Annotated in this window: 17 protein-coding genes and 1 riboswitch; of the genes, 14 read left to right on the top strand and 3 right to left on the bottom strand. The window is 26.9% G+C overall.

The genetic code is table 11. The annotated features are described in order from the left end of the window. The first annotated feature begins 71 nt into the window (after positions 1–71). A riboswitch (Lysine riboswitch) is annotated at positions 72–246 on the top strand. 124 nt (positions 247–370) lie between these two features. The 10 genes from BQ2505_RS07855 to BQ2505_RS07810 all read left to right on the top strand — a co-directional run bounded on the left by BQ2505_RS07855 (position 371) and on the right by BQ2505_RS07810 (position 11,097). Next, positions 371–1,825 (top strand): Na+/H+ antiporter NhaC family protein, encoded by a 1,455-nt coding sequence (locus BQ2505_RS07855; protein WP_074017208.1) that lies wholly within the window; start codon positions 371–373, stop codon positions 1,823–1,825. 344 nt (positions 1,826–2,169) lie between these two features. Further along, complete coding sequence (locus BQ2505_RS07850; protein ID WP_074017207.1) at positions 2,170–2,688, top strand: shikimate kinase; 519 nt, start codon at positions 2,170–2,172, stop codon at positions 2,686–2,688. 14 nt (positions 2,689–2,702) lie between these two features. Then, positions 2,703–4,505, top strand: a complete 1,803-nt coding sequence (gene hflX, locus BQ2505_RS07845) for a GTPase HflX (RefSeq protein ID WP_074017206.1) — start codon at positions 2,703–2,705, stop codon at positions 4,503–4,505. 188 nt (positions 4,506–4,693) lie between these two features. Beyond that, entirely contained in the window at positions 4,694–5,548 is an 855-nt protein-coding gene (locus tag BQ2505_RS07840; RefSeq protein WP_074017205.1) for a WYL domain-containing protein, read from the top strand. Positions 5,549–5,560: 12 nt separating this feature from the next. Then, on the top strand, positions 5,561–6,856 hold the full coding sequence (locus BQ2505_RS07835) for a TolC family protein (protein WP_074017204.1): 1,296 nt from the start codon (positions 5,561–5,563) through the stop codon (positions 6,854–6,856). 12 nt (positions 6,857–6,868) lie between these two features. Continuing rightward, on the top strand, positions 6,869–7,936 hold the full coding sequence (locus BQ2505_RS07830; protein WP_074017203.1) for an efflux RND transporter periplasmic adaptor subunit: 1,068 nt from the start codon (positions 6,869–6,871) through the stop codon (positions 7,934–7,936). Positions 7,937–7,953: 17 nt separating this feature from the next. After that, entirely contained in the window at positions 7,954–8,619 is a 666-nt protein-coding gene (locus BQ2505_RS07825) for an ABC transporter ATP-binding protein (RefSeq protein ID WP_074017202.1), read from the top strand. Continuing rightward, positions 8,616–9,842: an ABC transporter permease gene (locus BQ2505_RS07820; protein WP_074017201.1), complete on the top strand. Its 1,227-nt coding sequence runs from the start codon at positions 8,616–8,618 to the stop codon at positions 9,840–9,842. The genes BQ2505_RS07825 and BQ2505_RS07820 overlap by 4 nt, the downstream gene beginning before the upstream one ends. Before the next feature lie 155 nt (positions 9,843–9,997). Continuing rightward, on the top strand, positions 9,998–10,804 hold the full coding sequence (murI, locus tag BQ2505_RS07815; RefSeq protein WP_074017200.1) for a glutamate racemase: 807 nt from the start codon (positions 9,998–10,000) through the stop codon (positions 10,802–10,804). Between the two features lie 17 nt (positions 10,805–10,821). After that, a complete protein-coding gene (locus BQ2505_RS07810) occupies positions 10,822–11,097 on the top strand; it encodes a metal-sensing transcriptional repressor (protein ID WP_074017199.1) in 276 nt (91 codons plus the stop codon). Between the two features lie 208 nt (positions 11,098–11,305). On the opposite strand, the gene BQ2505_RS07805 is transcribed toward BQ2505_RS07810, so the two are convergent. From BQ2505_RS07805 to BQ2505_RS07795, 3 genes are all read right to left on the bottom strand, one after another. Then, positions 11,306–11,962 (bottom strand): outer membrane protein, encoded by a 657-nt coding sequence (locus BQ2505_RS07805; protein WP_074017198.1) that lies wholly within the window; start codon positions 11,960–11,962, stop codon positions 11,306–11,308. A gap of 313 nt (positions 11,963–12,275) precedes the next feature. Beyond that, positions 12,276–12,956 carry an outer membrane beta-barrel protein gene (locus BQ2505_RS07800; protein ID WP_074017197.1) on the bottom strand — a complete coding sequence of 227 codons (681 nt, stop codon included), beginning with the start codon at positions 12,954–12,956 and terminating at the stop codon, positions 12,276–12,278. 122 nt (positions 12,957–13,078) lie between these two features. Beyond that, positions 13,079–14,095 carry a DNA polymerase III subunit delta gene (locus BQ2505_RS07795; protein ID WP_074017196.1) on the bottom strand — a complete coding sequence of 339 codons (1,017 nt, stop codon included), beginning with the start codon at positions 14,093–14,095 and terminating at the stop codon, positions 13,079–13,081. A 152-nt stretch (positions 14,096–14,247) separates the two neighbouring features. On the opposite strand from BQ2505_RS07795, the gene BQ2505_RS07790 reads away from it, so the two are divergent. From BQ2505_RS07790 to secA, 4 genes are all read left to right on the top strand, one after another. Continuing rightward, a complete protein-coding gene (locus tag BQ2505_RS07790; protein ID WP_074017195.1) occupies positions 14,248–14,733 on the top strand; it encodes an META domain-containing protein in 486 nt (161 codons plus the stop codon). Positions 14,734–14,781: 48 nt separating this feature from the next. After that, positions 14,782–15,279: a PTS sugar transporter subunit IIA gene (locus BQ2505_RS07785; RefSeq protein WP_074017194.1), complete on the top strand. Its 498-nt coding sequence runs from the start codon at positions 14,782–14,784 to the stop codon at positions 15,277–15,279. Between the two features lie 270 nt (positions 15,280–15,549). Beyond that, positions 15,550–17,562, top strand: coding sequence for an NAD-dependent DNA ligase LigA (gene ligA, locus BQ2505_RS07780; protein ID WP_074017193.1), 2,013 nt, complete (start codon positions 15,550–15,552; stop codon positions 17,560–17,562). Positions 17,563–17,617: 55 nt separating this feature from the next. Next, on the top strand, positions 17,618–20,254 hold the full coding sequence (secA, locus tag BQ2505_RS07775; RefSeq protein WP_074017192.1) for a preprotein translocase subunit SecA: 2,637 nt from the start codon (positions 17,618–17,620) through the stop codon (positions 20,252–20,254). Positions 20,255–20,262 lie beyond the last annotated feature (8 nt).

The raw sequence follows: 20,262 nt of genomic DNA, 5'->3' as shown, positions 1-20,262 counted from the left end.
TAAAAAATAAAATAGCAAAGAAAAAATAGTTGCAATACTAAAAAAAATATGTTAATATTAGTAAACTTGTTTTTGAGAAAAGAGGTTGCATTAATCAATAGTACTTATTTGGAGACCGAAAGTCTATGAAGATTAAGGAAAGGGAAAGATGCCGAAGTGAATTTGTCAAAAAATTTGCTGGGGATATGTTGAACAAGCATATAACTGTCTTTGTAAAAATAATTACAAAGTTGAGCTTATCTTAGAACATCAAAGGCTAAATATATATTTTTGTAATATGATTTTTAACTTTGCTGTTTTAAAGGCAAAGTTTTTTTATTTCTCACTGTATGACAAGATGAAAAATAAATTATATTATGGAGGTTTTGGTATGAAGGCTTTTTTTAAACTAAGTCCAGTATTATTGCTGGCGATACTTATGATGAGAGGTTTTGATGCTCTACTTGCTGCACCACTTGCTACTATTTATGCGTGTATTATTGCAATGGTTTTTTCAAAAGAAAAATTTTCTAATGTTATAGATCATGCAATAGATAATGTTAAGGAAATTCAAGTTGCATTATTTATATTGATGGCAGCTTATGCAATGGCAGAAGCATTTATGTCAACTGGTGTTGGTGCTTCACTTATTTTGATAGCTTTAAAAATTGGAATTACAGCTAAAACTGTTGCAGTAGTTGGAGCTGTTGTTACTTCTATACTTTCAATAGCAACAGGAACAAGTTGGGGAACATTTGCAGCTTGTGCACCTATATTCTTATGGTTAAATCATATAGTTGGTGGAAATGTTTTACTTACAACAGCAGCAATAGCTGGGGGAGCTTGTTTTGGAGATAACATAGGTCTTATTTCAGATACTACAATAGTAAGTTCAGGGATTCAAAAAGTTGAAGTTATTAAAAGAGTTAGACACCAAGGTGTTTGGTCAGGATTAGTTTTATTAACTGGAATAATTTTATTTGCAGTTGTAGGATTTAGTATGGATTTACCATCTACAATAGGAGACCCTAAGCAAGCTATAGATAGTATTCCTGCTGATGTGTGGACAGCACTTGCTGAAAAAAGAGAATCTGCTGTAAAATTATTAGAACAAGTTAAGGCAGGGGTTCCTTTATATATGGCAGTACCTTTGTTAATAGTTTTAATATTAGCATTTATGGGATATCAAACATTTATTTGTTTATTCTCAGGATTATTTTTTGCTTACTTGTTTGGATTAATGGCAGGAACAGTTACAAGTACTATGGATTATCTAAATATGATGATGAGTGGTTTTGCTTCAGCTGGAGGTTGGGTAATTGTTATGATGATGTGGGTTGCTGCTTTTGGTGGTATTATGAAAAGTATGAATGCATTTGAACCTATATCTAAATTATTATCTAAAATTTCTGGAAGTGTAAGACAATTAATGTTTTACAATGGACTTCTATGTATATTTGGAAATGCTGCCCTTGCAGATGAAATGGCACAAATAGTTACAATAGGACCTATTATTAGAGAAATGGTTGATAACAATGTTGATGGGAAACCAGAAGATATTTATGTGTTAAAATTAAGAAATGCCACATTTAGTGATGCTATGGGTGTATTTGGTTCTCAACTTATTCCTTGGCATGTATACATAGGATTTTATGTAGGAATAGCTTCAATAGTTTATCCATTACATACATTTGTTCCAATTGATATTATAAAATATAATTTTATAGCTATGATAGCTGTATTTAGTATGTTAATTCTGACATTAACTGGTCTTGATAGACTTATACCTTTATTCAAATTACCAGCTGAACCAGATGTTAGATTAAAAAAATTTGCTAACAAATAATTAATTATAAAAATAAAAAATATTAATTTAAACTGTATTTAAAATTTTATTTAAAAATTTTGGATACAGTTTTTATTTTATAAAAAAATATAAATTTAATATGAAAATTAGTCTCCAACGTCCATATTAATTCTGGAGAGTATTTCGGTGAGCTCAGAAGAGTCATACGGCTGTCAGGAGTCTTTGATTATTATTTATAGGAAAGTATAAAATTAAATAGTAAAAAAGGTTATGTTCATTGAGCTCGTAAAATTCAGACTGTTGTCAATGGATTTTATTTATTTATTAAAATTTTATGATATAATAAACATAATTAATCAAATTTAAAAATCTGAAGGAAAAATATGAAGGATAATATAACTTTAATAGGATTTATGGGAAGTGGAAAAACAACCATAGGAAAAGCATTAGCAAAATTAATGGAAATGAAATTTGTAGATATAGATAAAGTTATAGAAGCTCATGAAAAAAAATCTGTTGCAAAAATTTTTGAAGAGAAAGGGCAGATTTATTTTAGAGATTTAGAAAGAGAAGTAATTTCACAAGAAGCTTTAAGAAATAATTGTGTTATAGCAACAGGAGGAGGTTCTATATTAGACAATGAAAATGTTAAAAGACTTAAAGAAACATCTTTCATTGTTTTTTTGAATGCAACAATAGATTGTCTTTATTTAAGATTAAAAAATAATACAACAAGACCGATACTAAATGATAGTGAAGATAAAAGAAAATTAATAGAAGAACTTTTGGAGAAAAGAAAATTTTTATATATGATGTCAGCAGATTGCATAATAGATATAGACAGTAATACAAATATTTATGAAACTATAACTAAAATAAAAGAAAAATACATTGTTTCTTAGCAAGGAGGTATATTATGATAAATGGTAATATTTCTGGATTAAAAGATTATGTACTTGAAAATTTGGAGAAAATTTATGAAAAGAAAATAGAAAAAGGTAAGATTCTTGACGAGGAAACGGCAAATTATATAAGTGAGATTAGTAATAAAATAAATAGAGAAATCAATATTGCTATAGATAGAAATGGAAATGTTATAGATATTTCAATAGGGGATAGTAGTACAGTTAATTTACCCTTAATTCCAGTATATGATAAAAAATTATCTGGAGTTAGAATAGTTCATACTCACCCTGGAGGAAATCCACATCTATCTTCAGTAGATGTCTCTGCTTTAATAAAATTAAAACTAGATTGCATAGTGTCAATAGGTGTATCTGATAATGGAATAACTGGATATGAAGTTGCCATTTGTAGTATAGTAAATGATGAACTTAGTTATGACAGAACTCCTTTAACTGATTTAAATAGTTTTGACTATTTAGATGAGATAAAAGAAGTTGAAGAGCTTTTAAGAAAAAGAGAAATAAAAGAAGATGATTCAGAATATGCTATTTTAGTTGGAATAGATGAAGAGAAGTATTTGGACGAATTAGAAGAGCTTGCTTATGCTTGTGATGTTAAAGTTGTAGGGAAATTTTTTCAAAAAAGAAAAAAAGTTGACCCTGTTTTTTTGATAGGTTCTGGTAAAGTTCAAGAGCTTTCATTGGTTAGGCAAATAAGAAAAGCAAATTTAATAATATTTGATGAAGAATTAAGTGGCTTACAATTAAAAATGTTAGAAGAATTTACGGGTTGCAAAGTTATAGATAGAACTACATTAATTTTAGAGATATTTGCAAGAAGAGCAAGAACAAGAGAAGCTAAACTACAAGTTGAGTTAGCTCAGTTAAAATATAGAGCAAATAGACTTATAGGTTTTGGAATAACAATGTCAAGACTTGGTGGTGGAGTTGGAACAAAAGGACCAGGGGAAAAGAAACTTGAAATTGATAGAAGAATTATCAAAAAAAATATAACTTACTTAAAAAATGAGTTGGAAGCCGTTAAAAAGATAAGAGCAACTCAAAGAGAAAAAAGAGAAGATTCTGGAATGCCAAAAGTATCTTTAGTTGGTTATACAAATGTTGGTAAATCTACACTTAGAAATATATTAGTAGACTTGTATCCTAGTGATAAAAATTTAAAAAAAGAAGAAGTATTATCAAAGGATATGCTTTTTGCAACACTTGATACAACTACAAGAACAATAGCATTAAAAGATAAGAGGGTTATATCTCTAACCGATACAGTTGGATTTATTCAAAAGTTGCCTCATGATTTAATAGAATCATTTAAATCGACTTTGGAAGAAGTCATATTTTCAGATTTAATATTACATGTAGCAGACCTAGCATCTCAAGATATATTTGAACAAATTGAGGCAGTTGAAAATGTATTGACTGAATTAAAGTGCTTGGACAAAGTGAAAATATTAGTTTTAAATAAAATAGATAAAGCTATAGAGGGAAAAGGACAAGATATTGTTGATGAAAGAATAAATGAAATTAAAGAAAAATATCCTAATTATCACATCATAGTTACAAGTGCAGTAACACAAGAAAATTTAGGAGAATTAATAGATTTGATTCAAGAATATCTACCTATGACTTCTTATAATTGTAAAGTTTTAATACCTTATTCAAATACGGATTTGGTGGCTATGTTACACAGAAATGCAATAGTAAAAAGTGAAGAGTATGCAGATAATGGAATATTAATTGAAGTAATATTAAATGAAAAAGAATATAATTTGTTGGGGAAATATATTCTTTCATAAATTAAATAAATTTTAGTAAGTATTGTATTTTATATTTTTATAGTAAAGTATAAAATTAAATAGCAAAATTAGTCTCTGACGTCCATATTAGTTCGAAAAAGTCTGTGTTCATTGAGTTTGTAGAACTCATACGGCTGTCAAGAGAATTTATTTAATTTATAGGAAAGCACAAAAATTGGAGGAAAAATTTGAGTAAAAAGATAAAAGTTACCTTACCACAAAATATTTATGAAATAGTCAAAAATGATATTGAAGATTTTAATATGACAAGTAACTATTTCATGAACTTTATATTTTTTAACTTAAATGATAAGTATAAAGATTTAAAGGGAAATCCTCATCTTGTGGAAGAAGAACAGAAAAAAGAGAGCATACAATTTAATTTAAATAAACAGAATAGTTTGATTTACTATGATGTTTTGAGAGAAAATAATGCTCAAAATGAATCTGAATTTATGAGGTCTCTACTTATAAGATATGCAACAAATCCAAAAAATAAAAGAGAGCTTTTTATTTTTAAAGAATTTTTTGAGAGATTGAATTTAGCCATAAAAGATAAAAAAAATGTTTATATAACTTTTAATGACGATAGAAAAGTAAAAATAACTCCTTATTATATAGGAAGTTCTGATTTAGAAATAGCTAATTATATATTTTGTTATGATGTTTTAGAGGGAAAATATAAAAATTATAAGTTAAATTACTTGAAGCAAGTCTATACTATATCAGAAAATGGAAATTGGAAAGATAAAGAATATATTGAAAATGTTATTAAAAATTTTGACCCTTTTCTATCAAAAGGAAATAATATAAAAATTTGGTTGAGTAAAAATGGAGAAAAATTATTAAAATCAATAAAAGTAAATAGACCAAAATTAATTTCGTCAGAAAATAATATTTATGAATTTGAGGCATCTGAAGAACAAGTAAAAAGATATTTTTCATATTTTTTTGACGATGCTATAATCTTGGAGCCTAAGGAATTGAAAGATTGGTTTATTGAAAGATATGAAAATGCTTTAAAAAAATTAAAAGAGAATTAATGTGAGGAATTTATGAAAAAAACTATTTTATTTTTTCTATTAAGTTCAAATTTGGTGTTTGCAACAGAAAACAGTTTAAATTTTTCTAGCTTGTTAACAAAAATTGAAAATGATAGAGAAAACTACGAATATAAAAATTTTAAAAATACACAAGATAATATAAATGTAAGAATAAAAGATGATAAACTAGGAGATTATAACGGAGTAACAATTACAAGTACTTATAATGTTTCTGAAAATGTTTTTGAGGATAAAATTAAAAAATACGATAAAAGCATTCAAAATAGAATGACTTATGGTAATTTTTTTGTGAACTACAATTTTGTTGAAAAAGACAATTCTTATGTAAGCTATGGAGTTGAAAAAAATTTAAAAGATTTATTTTATTCTAAGTATGATAGTGATTTAAAAATTAATAAGCTGAATTTAAACTTAAATGACTTATCTTACAAAAAAAATATTCAAAATAAAAAAATTGAATTGGTTAATTTATATCAAGATATTTTGAATGCAAAAGATGAGTTAGAATATAGGAAATCTTCTTATGAGCATTATAGATTGGAATTTGAAAAACTTAAAAAGTCTTATGAATTAGGAGCAAGTCCAAAAATAAATGTTGAAAGTATAGAGTTAGAAGTAGAAGAGGCTGAAATTAGAATAAATATATTGGAAGAAAAAATAAAAAGTTTGTATGAGATAGCAAAAAATCAATATAATGTGGACTTTAATCAATATAGTTTAGGAGAATTTGAAAGTCTACAAGAAAATTTTGAAGACTTATTAAAGAATTATATGCAAACTGATATTGAAGAACTTGAAAATAGCTTGAAAGTGGCAAAAGAAAAAGAGAAATACAGTAATTATGATAGATTTATGCCAGATTTATATTTAGGTTATGAGAGAGTGGATAAGAATTTAAGAGAGGATAGATATTACAGAAATCAAGATACTGGTTTTATAAAGTTCTCAAAAAAATTATTTTCAACTGATAGTGAATATAAAACAAATAAATTAGAAGTAGAAAAAATTGAAAATGAATTAAAAGAAAAAACAAAAAAAATAAAAGATGAAAAATTGAAATTAAAAGCTGAATATGTAGAGTTGAAAAAATTAGCTTCTATTAGTGATAAAAAGTTGGAAAATTTATATAAAAAATATAAAATTAAAGAAAAGGAATATGAACTTAATAGAGCAAGTTATTTAGATGTTATTGATGAATATAATAAGTATTTATCTCAAGGAATTGCAACAAAAAAAGTAAAAAATGATTTAAATGCTTTTATGTATAAAGTTAAAATAAGAAATTAGTGGAGAGTTGAAGTGAAAGAAATATTTAAAAGTAAAAAAATATATGTAGTTATAGTGACAATAGTTTTGATTTGTTTTTATTATTTTTTTGGTAAAAGTTCAAAAGAAAAAGTTAGTGTAAAAGATTATTCATATATGATAACTGAAAAAAGCGATAACATAGGTTCACTAAATCTAAATGGAAGAATTACTGCAAATAATCCAATAGGGATATTTGTTGATAAGAAATTAAAAGTTAAAGAAGTTTTTATAAAAAATGGAGATTTTGTTCAAAAAAATCAAGTATTAATGACATTTGATGATGATGAAAAAAATAAACTGTATAGAAACATTGAAAAAGAACAAATAAATTTATCAAAAATAAGAAGAGATTTGAACACTACTAGAGAATTATATAAAATAGGTGGAGCTAGTAAAGATGAAATAAAAAACTTAGAGGATAGCTATAGAATTTCTGAATTAAACATTGAGGAATTAAACGAAGTATTGAGTAAGACTGTAAAAGAAGTTAGAAGCCCTGTTGATGGAGTTGTGTCTAATTTAAAAGCTCAAGCTAATTACTTAGTTGACACAGATAATTCTCTTTTAGAAATTATAGATTCTTCTAATTTGAGAATAGTTATTGAAATACCTGAATATAATTCGGAAGTTGTAAAAGTTGGACAAAGTATAAGGGTAAGACAAGATATTTCTGAAGATAATAAGTTTTATGATGGAGAGATAGTTAAAATTTCAAAACTTTCAACAGCATCTACTTTAACTTCTGAAAATGTATTGGAAGCAGATGTTAAAACAAAAGAAGAAATTCCTAATCTTACACCTGGGTTTAAAATAAAAGCTGTTTTGGATATAAAATCAGATAGTATGAATATAATTATACCGAAAATAGCTTTACAAAATAGAGATGGACAATATTATGTCTATGTTTTGGACAAGGAAAATATTGTGAGAGAGAAAAAAGTAGAAATAAAAAATGTAGTAGGAGAAAATATTTTAATAACTTCTGGTCTTGAAGTAGGAGAAAATTTGATAGTAACTCCAGATGATAAACTAAAAGATGGATTGAAATTGGTACAGTAAATAAAAAAGGAAAATGAATGGAAATAATAAAAATTAATAATATTAATAAAAAATATAAAAATGGTACAATGGAATTGCAGGCATTAAAAAATATTTCCTTTCAAGTGCAAAAAGGTGAATTTTTAGCAATAATGGGAAGTAGTGGTAGTGGAAAATCCACTATGATGAATATTTTAGCTTGCTTAGATAATCAATATGAAGGGGAATATATTTTAGATAATATTGACATATCTAAATCTTCAGAAGATGAATTGAGTGAAATAAGAAATAAGAAAATAGGTTTTATATTTCAAACATTTAATTTGTTGCCTAAATTAACAGCAGTTGAAAATGTTGAATTACCTTTACTATATTCATCTGTTCCTAAAAAAGAAAGATACGAAAGAGCTGTAAAACTTTTAGAAATGGTGGGCTTAAAAGAAAGATTGCATCATAGACCTAATGAACTCTCTGGGGGTCAAAGACAGAGAGTTGCAATAGCTAGGGCATTAATAAATGAACCAAGCATAATTTTAGCAGATGAACCAACTGGGAATTTAGATAGTAAATCTGAAGAAGAAGTTATGGAAATATTGAAAGAATTAAATAAATCAGGGAAAACTATTATTGTTGTAACTCATGAACCTAATATAGGAGAAAGTGCTCAAAGAAAATTAGTTTTTAAAGATGGTGAGATAATATGAGTTTTCTAGATATTTTAAAAGATAGTTTACTTACACTAAAAGGCAATAAGTTAAGAACGATGTTGACTATGCTTGGAATAATAATAGGCATATCGTCAGTTATAGCTATGTGGGCAATAGGAAATGGTGGAAGAGATAATATTTTAGGAGATTTAAAAAAAATAGGTTATGGTAAATTTACTGTAACTATAGACTTTAGATCTGAAAATTTTAAATACAAAGATTATTTTACTCAAGAAACAGTAAATATGCTGAAAAAAACAAATAAATTTAAGAGTGTTGCAGTAAGCATTGAAGAAAGATTTAGAGTAACAAAAGATAACAGACCTAGATTTGCTTTTGGAGATATAAGTACGGAAGATTTTGAGAAAATTTCTCCAGTTAAAATAATTGCTGGTAGAAATTTTTTACCTTTTGAATATGCAAGTAATGAAAGAGTAATAATAATTGATAATCTTTCAGCTAAGAACCTTTATGGAGAAGAAAAAAAAGCCTTAGGTCAATATCTTGAGGTGAGTAAAGATAGAAAAAAAGCAGGATATAAATATAAAATAGTCGGTGTGTATAGAAATCCATATGAATCATTTGGGAAATTATTTGGAGAAGATGAAGATTTTGCTATTAGTTTGAGAATGCCATATAAAACTTATTCTAATTCATTTAATCAAGATCCAGATGTATTTGATACTTTGATAATTGAAGTAAAAGATGGTGGAGAATTAGGTAAAGCTATGCTCGAAACAAAATCAATACTTGAATTTTATAAAAATAATAAAAACTTATATGTAACTAATGCATTATCTAGTGACATTGAGTCTTTTGATAGAGTTTTATCAACACTTAGTTTATTTGTTACTTTAGCAGCAAGTGTATCTCTTTTAGTCGGTGGTATTGGAGTAATGAATATTATGCTTGTAACTATAGTAGAAAGAACGAAAGAGATTGGGATAAGAAAAGCATTGGGAGCAAAAAATAGGGATATTTTAAAACAATTTTTATTTGAAGCAATTTTTTTGACAGTTATAGGTGGTATTGCAGGAGTAGTAATAGGAATATTATTAAGTTTTTTAATAGGAGCTATAATTCAAATAAAACCTGTTTTCTCTTTAGTATCAATAGTAGTATCTATGGGAATATCTGTTATTGTAGGAGTTATATTTGGAGTTAGTCCGGCAAGAAGAGCGGCAAGACTTAATCCTATTGATGCACTTAGAACAGAATAAGATAATAAATTGCTATTATATGAAAATTATGTTATTATAATAAGGTTCCTAAGTAGTTGTATGAGTTTCTATGTTAGGAATTAATTTTTGATATTTAAATTTATAATATTCTATAAATAAAAACTAAGCTAAATTTATAAAAAAAGGAAGAAAAAATGAACGATAAAAGTGGAAAAATTGGTATATTTGATTCAGGAATAGGAGGAACAACAGTTTTAAGAGAACTTATAAAAGCTCTTCCTAATGAAGATTATATTTATTATGGAGATAATGGAAATTTTCCATATGGTTCTGGAAAAACAAAAGAAGATTTACAAAAATTATGTGAAAGAATATTAAAATTTTTCTTAATGAATAATTGTAAATTAGTTGTAGTTGCGTGTAATACTGCTTCTATAGCTGCCATTGAATATTTGAGAGAAAATTTTTCCTTACCAATAATTGGTATAATTGAATCAGGGGTAAAGGGAGCTATAAAAAATACAATAAATAAAAATGTAGCTGTTATCTCTACAAAGTTTACAGCTGAAGCTCATGGTTACAAAAAACAGGCTGATAATTTAGATAGTGATTTAAATATTACAGAGATTGCTTGTAAAGAATTTCCTAATATGATAGAAAAAGGTTGGGAAACTTTTAGCAATTCTGAAGAGCTTTTAAATAAGTATCTTTCAAAAATTCCTGAAAACGCAGATACTTTAGTTTTAGGTTGTACACACTATCCACTTATTAGAGATGTGATAGAACAACATACGAACATAAAAATAGTAGACCCTGCTTTTCAAGCAGTTGAGGAAGTAAAAAGAACTTTAAAAAGTCTAAATATATTGAATACAAAATCTGAAAAGGGAAAATTAATATTTTTTGTAACAGGAGAAAGTAAATATTTTCAAGCAATCGTAGAAAAAATATTGGAGAGAGAAATAGACATTTATAGAATACCTAATAAAAAATTAAATTGAAATAAGGAGGAGATATTATGAAACAATGTATGGATTCTAATAATTTACATAGAAGACTTAGAAAAATTGGTGGACAAGTACAAGCTATAGAGAGAATGATAGAAGAAGATGTTCCTTGTGAAGATATTCTATCTCAAATTAATGCAGCAAAGTCTGCTTTACATAAATGTGGACAAATAATTCTTGAAGGTCATATAAAACATTGTATAAAAGATGGAATTGAAAACGGAGAATTAGATGAAACTATAGAAAAATTTGCAAAGTCTATAGAAAGATTCTCTAATATGGGGTAAATAAAGTCTCTTGACACAAATAAAGTCTCTGATGTCCGTATTAGTTCGAAGAGCCTACGTTCATTGAGCTCGTAGAACTCATACGGCTGTCAAGAGACTAATTTTTTTATTTAATTTTATACTTTCCTAATAAATAAAATCCCTAGCATTTGTATAAGGTATCTAATACAAATACTAGGGACTTAATTTTTTTATTCTATTTTAAGAATTAGAATGCAAATTTATAACCAACAGTTAATCTTAAAGCACCTTTGTTTGCTTTAGCTGTATCACCATCTATATCTTTATATTTTGCTCCAGTAAATACATAAGATAAATCAGCAGTTACATTATTGTATTCTACCCCTGCTCCTATTCCCGCATAAAGACCATTTTTAGCTTTTAATCCTTCTGCTGTAACTGTTTCAGTTTCTCCAGTAGTTAGGTCTTTTTCTGTTACTGCTATAGATTTTTTCATTTTATTGAAAGAATATCCTAAGTCAGCTTTAACATAAGGCTTTATATCTGAACCAGTATCAAATTTATATTTACCAGTAACATATAAAGGAATAGAATTTATTGCTGGAAATTTTGCAGTGTATTCATCTTTGTCATCAGTTTCTTTATAATCTCTTTTACCATGCCATACGTATCCTAATCCAAGCCCTGCCTCAAAATTAGAACCTAAATCTTTAGTTACTTCAAGTGCTATACTAGGAGCCACTTTTCCTTTAGCTTTTAATAAAGTTTGTCCATCTTCTCTATCTACAAGTTTATTATAATGAGAATAAACATCTAGACCTAATCTTCCGTATACATTTACTCCTTCAGCTGCTACAGCAGAAACTGAAGCTAATGCAAATAATCCTAATAAAACTTTTTTCATAAAAATCCTCCTTAAAAATATTTTATATTTTTATTGTATCAAAAAAAACAAAATAAAACAAGCATTTAAGAATAAATATTATAAAAAAGTCGAAAACAGAACATATTAAATACATTAAACACAATAAACATAATAAAGATAATAAATAAAGTCTCATGACAGCCGCATGAGTTCTACTAGTTCAATAAATATAAACTCTTCGAACTAATACAGACGTCAGAGACTAAATAAATAATAACAAAGTCCCTAGCATTTGTATAAAAATTTCTAATACAAATACTAAGGACTTAATTTTTTTATTCTATTTTAAGAATTAGAATGCGAATTTATAACCAACAGTTAATCTTACAGCACTGTTGTTTGCTTTATCTGCATCACTTTCATCTGTATATTTATATTTTGCTCCAGTAAATACATAAGATAAATCAGCAGTTACATTATTGTATTCAAGTCCAACCCCTATTCCTGCATAAAGACCATTTTTAGCTTTTAATCCTTCTACTGTAACTGTTCCAGTATCTCCAGTAGTAAGATTTTTTCCAGTTCCTATCATAGATTTTTTCATTTTATTGAAAGAATATCCTAAGTCAACTTTAACATAAGGTTTTATATCTGAACCAGTATCAAATTTATATTTACCAGTAACATATAAAGGAATAGAATTTATTGCTGGATATTTTCCCCTATCTTCTTCATATTCATTTCCATCATCTCCAACTACATTATTGATTTTATAATCCCTTTTACCATGCCATACATATCCTAATCCAAGTCCTGTTTCAAAATTAGAACCTAAATCTTTAGTTACTTCCACCGCTATACTAGGAGCTAGTTTTCCTTTAGCTTTTAACATAGTTTCGCCATTATCTTCATCTACAATTTTATTATAATGAGAATAAACATCAAGTCCTAATCTTCCGTATACATTTACTCCTTCAGCTGCTACAGCAGAAACTGAAGCTAGTACAAATAATCCTAATAAAACTTTTTTCATAAAAAACCTCCTTAAAAATATTTTATATTTTTATTATATCAAAAAGAAAAAAAGAAAGAAAGTATTTCTAAAAAACACTAAAACAGAACACAATAGAAATAATAAGACACAAATAAATTTAACTATTTTATAAAGCATTTTAAAAAAAGCTCAACTTCAATGTCAATGTCTTTTTCTCCACTCTTCATAAAATATTCTATATATAAAAGTTCCTTTAATTTTTCTTCTAAAAAATTGATATTAAAATTATAAGGAAAATTATAAGGAAAATTAGAAAGTTTTAAATACACAGTATAAGGGTGAGAAACTTTAAAGTTTCTTCCAATAAAAATATCTGAAAAATCTTCGTATATTTCTTTAAAAACATTATAATTCATAGACTTTGAAATTTTACCATCATTAATAAGAGAACTTAGTTTTAAAAATATTATTAATTCTTCACTAAAAGCATAAATAAATGCAAGATACATATCTTTATTTTTTTCTAAAAAATCTAAAATAGGTTTACAATCAAAATCTTTAAAAAAATTATCAATTAATTCTTTTAAATTATGTTCTTTATCAAAACTTACTATATTCTTAATTTTATCTAATGAAAATTCTTCTCCATCTAAAAAAGTTACTATCTTATCAACTTCATTTTTTATATGATAATAGTCATCTCCTAAAAGTTCAGCTAATTGCTTACTGTCTTTTTCATTAATAGTTAGTTTTTTCTTAATGTAATCTAAAACTAAATTTTCAGAGTTTAAAACTAAAAAATTTTTAAAGTTAGCAAGTTCTTCTATATTTTTTATAGTAGCTTTAGTTAGCTCATATTCAGAAACAACTTTATTATACTGAATAGGAACATTGTACGTGATGATTATTTCTTTTCTATCTAAATTAAAATTTTTCATACTTTTAAAAAGTTTTTGAATACCTGAACTTTTTAGTAACTCTGCTCTTTTTAAAATTAAAAAATCTGTAGTTGAAAAAATTGAGTTCACTTGAATGGTTTCTATAAAATTTTCTTCTTCTTTTTGAGAGCAATCAAAAAAAACAGGACTAATTCCTTCTAGTTGTTTAGAAATTTCAGCAGTAATCTTTTCGGTTTCAAATTCTATAGTGGGAGAATTCCCATAAATAAAATAAATCATAAATCCTCCAAAACTTAATCTTTATTAAGGTTAATACTTATTATTTTATATTCTATCATATAAAAACAAAAATACTATACTATCATAATTCAAAAAAATATTGTATAATAAATCAGAAGTAATTAGAAGAAAAATAATTAGGGGGAAAGCAAATGAAAAAAATTTTGATATTAAGCACTCTAGTATTAGCATTAACTGCTTGTACGACAGCAGAAATAAGTGATAAAATATCATCTTTGAAATCAGGAGTTAGTAAAGTTACAGATACAATACTTCCAAATTTAAAACAAGAACTAAATGGAAGAGAATTTAAAATACTTGGAGATGAGTATAACAAAGAAGTTAGCATAGGTTTTGAAGGAGATAGATTTTTTGGATACAGTGGTATTAATAGATATTTTGGTCAATATGAAATAAATGGTGGGAAATTAGTTATAGAAAATATGGGAACAACTAAGATGGATGGTAAAGAACAAGATATGATTTTAGAATTAAAATTTCTTACTATTTTAAAAGATAACAAAAGTATAAAATTAGAGGGAGATAAATTAATTTTAATTTCTAATGAAGATTTTAAATTAGAATTTAAAGATGTAAATGCTAAAGAAGAAGTTCAAGAAATAAAAAGAAAAAAATAGTAAAGGAGGAAAAGACGATTGAAGAAGATTTAAATCGTCTTAAATGTTATGGGATTATTTGATTTTTTTAAAAAACAAAAAGAAAGTGAAGTAGTTATTGTATATTCACCACTTAATGGAAAAGTAATACCTTTAAGTGAGGTTCCAGACGAAGCTTTTGCTCAAAAAATGGTAGGAGATGGGTGTGCTATAGAGCCAGATAAAGGAAATATATGTTCTCCTATCAACGGACAGTTAATGAATGTATTTCCAACTAACCATGCAGTTATTTTTGAATCTGTTGAAGGGTTAGAAATGATAGTACATTTTGGGATAGACACAGTAAAATTAGAGGGAGAAGGATTCACAAAACTTAGAGATGCTGGAGCTATAAAGCAAGGAGAGGCAATTATAAAATACGACCTTGATTTAATTAGTCAAAAAGTTCCATCTACAAAATCTCCAGTTATAATTAATAATATGGATAGAGTTGAAAAAATAGAAGTATTATCACTTGGAAAAGTTGTAAAAATTGGAGAACCAATTTTAAAAGTTACTTTAAAATAAAAATTTAAGTAAAATTTTTATTAAGTGTATAAAAATTTATAAAAAGAATAAAAAGAGTTTTTTTCAAAATATAAAAAAGTCTCCTGACAGCCGTATGAGTTCTACGAGCTCAATGAACACAGGCTCTTCGAACTAATACGGACGTCAGAGACTAATTTTTGATGTTTATTTTTATACTTTCCTGTAGAATGAATAAAATGCACCTTAAAAAAGTAAAGGTGCATTTTTAAATTTATGGTATAATAAAACAAAAATAAATTAGGGGAAACTATGGATATAAAAAAAGAAATTAGAGATTTGAGAGAACTTTTAAAAAAATATAGTGAAAGCTATTATAATGAGAACGAAAGTTTAATTTCTGACTATGAATATGATAAGTTATTAGAAAAATTAAATGAATTGGAAAAAGCAAATCCTGAATGTATGGATTTATTTTCTCCAACAATGTCAGTTGGAGCAAGTGTTAGAGAAAATAAATTTAAAAAAGTGGAACATGAACATCCAATGTTAAGTCTAGCAAATAGTTATAATACTGGAGAGATTGTAGACTTTATAGAAAGAATAAAAAAAAGAATTTCTGAAAAAAAAGAGTTAAAATATTGTTTAGAAGTTAAACTTGATGGACTTTCTATCAGTCTAACTTACAGACAAGGAAAACTTATAAAAGCAGTTACTCGTGGAGATGGTTTTGTTGGAGAAGATGTAACTGAAAATATAATGCAAATTGAAAGTGTTATGAAAATTTTGTCTGAACCAATAGATATAGAGATAAGAGGAGAAGTTGTATTACCGTTGGTAAACTTTGAAAAACTAAATAAAGAAAGATTAGAAAAAGGAGAGGAAGTTTTTGCTAATCCAAGAAATGCTGCAAGTGGAACACTAAGACAACTTGATTCAAATATTGTGAGAGAAAGGGGCTTAGATGCTTATTTTTATTTTTTAGTAGAAGCAGAAAAGTTAGGTTTACATTCTCATAGTGAAAGTATAAAATATTTAGAGAGTTTAGGAATTAAAACAACTGGAATTTTTGAAGTTTTAGAAAATTCTAAAGAGATTGAAAATAGAATAGAGTATTGGGGAAAAGAAAGAGAAAATTTACCTTATGAAACTGATGGTCTAGTAATAAAAGTTGATGAAATAGATTTGTGGGAAGAGATAGGCTATACGAGTAAGACACCTAGATGGGCAATAGCTTATAAATTTCCAGCACATCAAGTTTCAACTCTCTTAAAAGGGGTAACTTGGCAAGTCGGTAGAACAGGTAAATTAACCCCCGTTGCAGAACTTCAAGAAGTTGAATTGTCAGGAAGCAAAGTAAAAAGAGCAAGTTTACATAATATAAATGAAATAGAGAGAAAAGACATAAGAATAGGAGATAGGGTTTTTATAGAAAAAGCAGCCGAAATTATACCACAAGTTGTTAAAGCTATAAAAGAAGAAAGAGTTGGAACTGAAAAAATAATAGAAGAACCTACTGAATGTCCAGTTTGTTCTCATAAACTTGAAAGAGAAGAAGGTTTAGTTGATATAAAATGTGTCAATGATGAGTGTCCAGCAAAAATTCAAGGAGAAATTGAGTACTTTGTTTCAAGAGATGCTTTAAATATTATGGGTTTAGGCTCAAAAATAGTTGAAAAGTTCATAGATTTGGGCTATATAAAGACTGTTGTTGATATTTTTAATTTGAAAAATCATAGAGATGATTTAGAACAAATAGATAAAATGGGTAAAAAAAGTATAGATAATCTTTTAAATTCTATTGAAAGTAGTAAAGCAAGAGAATATGATAAAGTAATATATTCTTTAGGAATACCATTTATTGGTAAAGTTGCATCAAAAATTTTGGCTAAAAATTCTAAAAATATAGATAAATTAATGTCTATGACATTTGAAGAATTAATTCAAATAGAAGGAATAGGAGAAATAGCAGCTAAAGAAATTATAGAGTTTTTTCTAAAAGAAAAATCTCAAAAAATTATATCGGGTTTAAAAGAACAAGGATTAAAGTTTGAATTAAGTGAAAGTAAAACTGAAGAAAGTATAAATTCAAATTTTTCTGGAAAAACTTTTTTATTTACCGGAACTTTAAAACACTTCACAAGAGATCAAATAAAAGAGGAAATAGAAAAGCTTGGAGGAAAAAATCTTAGTGCAGTTAGTAAAAACTTAGATTATTTGATTGTTGGAGAAAAAGCAGGAAGTAAACTAAAAAAAGCACAAGAAATAGAAACAATAAAAATTTTAACTGAAGACGAATTTATTGACTTAAAAGATAAAATTTGACTAAGGTTATAAATTATGTTAGAGTATAAAAAATAAACTAAAAAGGAGATTTAGAATGATTAGTAGCTTACTAAAAAAGATTTTTGGTACTAAAAATGATAGAGAAGTAAAAAACTTAAGAAAAATAGTGGCAAAAATTAATGATTTGGAGCCAGAATACGAAAAACTTTCAGATGAGGAGCTAAAAAATAAAACTAATATTTTTAAAGAAAGACTAGCAAATGGAGAAACTTTAGATGATATTTTAGTTGAAGCTTTTGCAACAGTAAGAGAAGCTTCTAAGAGAGTTTTAGGATTAAGACATTATGATGTTCAATTGATTGGTGGAATAGTTTTACATCAAGGGAAAATAACAGAAATGAAAACTGGGGAAGGGAAAACTTTAGTTGCAACTTCAGCAGTTTATTTAAATGCTCTTGCTGGAAAAGGTGTTCATGTAATTACAGTAAATGACTATCTAGCAAAGAGAGACAGAGATCAAATGTCAAGATTATATGGTTTTCTTGGATTGACATCAGGAGTTATTTTAAACGGATTACCAACTGAACAAAGAAAAAACTCATACAATTCTGATATAACTTATGGTACAAACTCAGAATTTGGTTTTGATTACTTGAGAGACAATATGGTTGATTCTTTGGATAAAAAAGTTCAAAGACCTTTAAATTTTTGTATAGTTGACGAAGTTGACTCTATACTTATAGACGAAGCAAGAACTCCTCTTATAATATCTGGAGCTGCTGAAGATAAAGTAAAATGGTATCAAATTTCTTTCCAAGTTGTTTCAATGCTTAAGAGAAGCTATGAAACTGAAAAAATAAAAAATATAAAAGAAAAGAAAGCAATGGATATACCAGATGAAAAATGGGGAGATTATGAAGTTGATGAAAAATCGAGAGTTATAGTTTTTACAGAAAAGGGAGTTAAGAACGTAGAAAAAATCTTGAAAATAGATAATTTATACTCTCCAGAACATGTAGAATTAACTCATTATTTAAATCAAGCTTTAAAGGCTAAAGAGTTATTTAAAAGAGATAGAGATTATTTAGTAAGAGAAAATGGAGAAGTTGTAATAATTGATGAATTTACTGGAAGAGCTATGGAAGGTAGAAGATATTCTGATGGTTTACACCAAGCTATTGAAGCTAAAGAGGGAGTAAATATTGCCGGAGAAAACCAAACATTAGCAACAATTACACTTCAAAATTATTTTAGAATGTATGAAAAATTATCTGGAATGACAGGTACAGCAGAAACAGAAGCAACAGAATTTATGCATACTTACGGTCTTGAAGTTATCGTAATACCAACAAATTTACCTGTACAAAGAAAAGATGATGCAGATCTTGTTTATAAGACAAAAAATGAAAAAATAAATGCAATAGTTGACAGAATAGTTCAATTATATGAAAAAGGACAACCTGTATTAGTAGGGACAATTTCTATAAAAAGTTCAGAAGAATTATCAGAATTATTAAAGAAAAAGAATATACCTCATAATGTATTAAATGCAAAGTATCATGAAAAAGAAGCTGAAATTGTTGCTCAAGCTGGAAGATATAAATCTGTAACAATAGCAACAAATATGGCAGGTAGAGGAACTGATATTATGCTTGGAGGAAATGCTGAGTTTATGGCAATAGCAGAAGTTGGTTCAAGAGATGCTGAAAATTATACAGAGGTATTAGAAAAATATCAAGAGCAATGTAAAGAAGAAAAAGAGAAAGTATTGGCTCTTGGAGGATTATTCATATTAGGAACTGAAAGACACGAATCAAGAAGAATAGATAACCAATTAAGAGGAAGATCTGGTAGACAAGGAGACCCGGGAGAATCAGAATTTTATCTTTCACTTGAAGATGATTTAATGAGATTATTCGGTTCAGAGAGAGTAATGGTTTGGATGGATAAATTAAAACTTCCAGAAGGAGAACCAATAACTCATGGAATGATAAATTCAGCTATAGAAAAAGCTCAAAAGAAAATAGAAGCTAGAAACTTTGGTATAAGAAAGAACTTACTTGAATTTGATGATGTTATGAATAAGCAAAGAACGGCTATATATCAAAGTAGAAATGAAGCTTTAGCTATATCTAATTTAAAAGATAGAATTTTAGGAATGTTAAAGAGAAATGTTACAGAAAAAGTTTTTGCTAGATTCTCTACAGAAATGAGAGAAGATTGGGATATTAATGGATTAAATGAATATTTAAAAGATTACTATAACTATGAAGAAGAAGATGATAAAGCATATCTAAGAATGACTAAAGAAGAATATGCAGAAAGAATTTATACTATTTTAGAAAATAGATACAATGAAAAAGAAGCTCAAATAGGTTCAGATTTTATGAGAAAACTAGAAAAGTATATTTTATTCGAAGTTGTTGATAATAGATGGAGAGAACACTTAAAATCTTTAGATGGTCTTAGAGAAAGTATCTATTTGAGAGCTTATGGACAAAGAGACCCTGTAACTGAGTATAAATTAATATCAAGTGAAATATTTGAAGTAATGATAGAAAATATTCAAGAGCAAGTTTCATCATTTATGTTTAAAGTTATGGTAAGTTCTGAAGAAGAAAAAATAGAAAACAACGAAGATGAAGAAGAAGTTAATGAAGTTGTAAATGAAGGAGATAGTTGTCCTTGTGGTAGTGGAAAAGCTTATGATAAATGTTGTGGAAGATTATAAGGGGGGTA

The organism is Fusobacterium massiliense (assembly GCF_900095705.1).
GTDB classification, from domain to species: domain Bacteria; phylum Fusobacteriota; class Fusobacteriia; order Fusobacteriales; family Fusobacteriaceae; genus Fusobacterium; species Fusobacterium massiliense.
The sequence above is the reverse complement of the archived record's forward strand: the minus strand, read 5'-3'. Positions and strand labels throughout refer to the sequence as shown.

Coding starts and splice junctions, on each gene's coding strand:
- murI (WP_074017200.1), top strand. CDS start 9,998: ATGAACGATAAAAGTGGAAAAATTGGTATATTTGATTCAGGAATAGGA.
- BQ2505_RS07820 (WP_074017201.1), top strand. CDS start 8,616: ATGAGTTTTCTAGATATTTTAAAAGATAGTTTACTTACACTAAAAGGC.
- BQ2505_RS07825 (WP_074017202.1), top strand. CDS start 7,954: ATGGAAATAATAAAAATTAATAATATTAATAAAAAATATAAAAATGGT.
- BQ2505_RS07795 (WP_074017196.1), bottom strand. CDS start 14,095: ATGATTTATTTTATTTATGGGAATTCTCCCACTATAGAATTTGAAACC.
- BQ2505_RS07800 (WP_074017197.1), bottom strand. CDS start 12,956: ATGAAAAAAGTTTTATTAGGATTATTTGTACTAGCTTCAGTTTCTGCT.
- ligA (WP_074017193.1), top strand. CDS start 15,550: ATGGATATAAAAAAAGAAATTAGAGATTTGAGAGAACTTTTAAAAAAA.
- BQ2505_RS07850 (WP_074017207.1), top strand. CDS start 2,170: ATGAAGGATAATATAACTTTAATAGGATTTATGGGAAGTGGAAAAACA.
- BQ2505_RS07835 (WP_074017204.1), top strand. CDS start 5,561: ATGAAAAAAACTATTTTATTTTTTCTATTAAGTTCAAATTTGGTGTTT.
- BQ2505_RS07785 (WP_074017194.1), top strand. CDS start 14,782: ATGGGATTATTTGATTTTTTTAAAAAACAAAAAGAAAGTGAAGTAGTT.
- hflX (WP_074017206.1), top strand. CDS start 2,703: ATGATAAATGGTAATATTTCTGGATTAAAAGATTATGTACTTGAAAAT.
- BQ2505_RS07790 (WP_074017195.1), top strand. CDS start 14,248: ATGAAAAAAATTTTGATATTAAGCACTCTAGTATTAGCATTAACTGCT.
- BQ2505_RS07805 (WP_074017198.1), bottom strand. CDS start 11,962: ATGAAAAAAGTTTTATTAGGATTATTTGCATTAGCTTCAGTTTCTGCT.
- BQ2505_RS07810 (WP_074017199.1), top strand. CDS start 10,822: ATGAAACAATGTATGGATTCTAATAATTTACATAGAAGACTTAGAAAA.
- secA (WP_074017192.1), top strand. CDS start 17,618: ATGATTAGTAGCTTACTAAAAAAGATTTTTGGTACTAAAAATGATAGA.
- BQ2505_RS07855 (WP_074017208.1), top strand. CDS start 371: ATGAAGGCTTTTTTTAAACTAAGTCCAGTATTATTGCTGGCGATACTT.